This is a genomic window from Halomonas citrativorans, assembly GCF_900163645.1.
Classification (GTDB): Bacteria; Pseudomonadota; Gammaproteobacteria; order Pseudomonadales; family Halomonadaceae; genus Vreelandella; species Vreelandella citrativorans.
Genome location: NZ_FUKM01000043.1, coordinates 1 through 1,520, shown reverse-complemented (window position 1 = coordinate 1,520; position 1,520 = coordinate 1). Strand labels below are relative to the sequence as shown.

Annotated in this window: 2 protein-coding genes; both read left to right on the top strand. The window is 51.3% G+C overall.

The annotated features are described in order from the left end of the window. The coding region (locus tag CZ787_RS18950) for a hypothetical protein (RefSeq protein WP_217883868.1) at window positions 1-356 on the top strand (356 nt) is incomplete at its 5' end. 88 nt (window positions 357-444) lie between these two features. Further along, the gene (locus tag CZ787_RS09695) at window positions 445-1,200 is read left to right on the top strand and encodes an ankyrin repeat domain-containing protein (RefSeq protein ID WP_087108608.1); all 756 of its coding nucleotides are present in this window, start codon (window positions 445-447) and stop codon (window positions 1,198-1,200) included. Window positions 1,201-1,520: the final 320 nt, after the last annotated feature.

Genomic DNA, 1,520 nt, shown 5'->3' with positions numbered 1-1,520 from the left:
AGCATATTAAATTACTGGTGGAACGTGGCGCCGACATAAATTACCGACTTAATGATGGAAAGGACAGCAGCCCTTTTGATAGTAGCGCAACAGGCACTAAACCCGAAATCGCCATGTATTTACTTAAACAAGGCGCAGAACCAAACATCCGACTACCTACAGGTGTCACAACAGCTTGGCGAATTCATAATCGTCTTTCAAATCGAAGTGGCTCTGTACGTGAAGGGTTCGCTCAGGTCCGAGATATGATGATCGAACGCGGCGTTGAATTTCCTCCGCCCTCACCGCTAGAGGTACGTGAGCAAATGCGTGCCGAAGGACTCACACCTGTTGTGCCTAGTGGTCATGACCGTTAGCCGGTACGCGTATGGCTCTATCGTTTTGATAAGCGTGCTCTTGTTGGGCAGCTTCACGTTTGGCTGCCAACCATCCAGCGGCGTTTCCATGTCCCGTTCCTATACCGCTACCGATTTCTTTCAGGGCCCTCAATTAGCAATGGCCGAAGCCATTGAACGCAATGATATGGAAGCCTTACGCCAAGGAGCCGAGCACGGCATCGATCTACACGCCCGCGGCGACAAACAGATCACCTTGATGTGGTTTGCGTTGCTACAGGAAAATACTGACGCTATCCGAACGCTGGTCGAGCTAGGTGTGCATCCCAATGAAAGCCCCGTTGAGGGTGGCGGCACGCCTCTTGGTCAAGCTCTTCGAAAACCCGGCACTGAGTATCTCAACGCCATGCTGGACGGTGGGTTATCCCCCAATGATTCAGCGGGCAACGATGGCAGCGATACAGGCTACCCGCTTATATTTAGAGCCATTACAAGCGGTACGCTGGAGCATATTAAATTACTGGTGGAACATGGCGTCGACATACACTATCGGCTGGACGATGGAAAAGGCAGTAATCCTTTTGATATCAGTACAACTGGCACCAAACCCGAAATAGCCATGTATTTACTCGAGCAGGGCGCTGATCCTCATATCCACTTAAGCACGGGAGTCACAACCGCTTGGGGCGTTCATTTAAAAATTCGAGATCTTCAGCCTGGACCTATGCGAGATCAATTTATTCAGCTACGCGATATGATGATCGAACGCGGCGTTGAATTTCCTCCGCCCTCACCGATAGAGGTGCGCGAGCAAATGCGCGCCGAAGGACTCACACCTGTTGTGCCTAGTGGCCTTGAACGTTAACCATTACGCTTCCAGTTCTGTCGCTTTAATGATTGGGCTCTTGTTGGGCAGCTTCATGGTTGGCTGCCCACCATCCGGCGGCGTTTCCATGGCCCGTTCCTGTACCGCAATATCTGTAATTTTGTAAGCAATGTCTTACATCGGTGTAAGACATTAACGCCACATGCCTCTCAGGGGTTGCCCTCTCTGCCCATATCGCTACCCTAAAGCCTTCTTATACATAGCAAATGATCCAGGGAGCGGTGCAATGGCAGACGGTACAGGTCTTCAATTTACTCTTGCCCTGCCCGGGGCAGACGACACCGCCGTTGTCCGCTTTA

Coding starts and splice junctions, on each gene's coding strand:
- CZ787_RS09695 (WP_087108608.1), top strand. CDS start 445: ATGTCCCGTTCCTATACCGCTACCGATTTCTTTCAGGGCCCTCAATTA.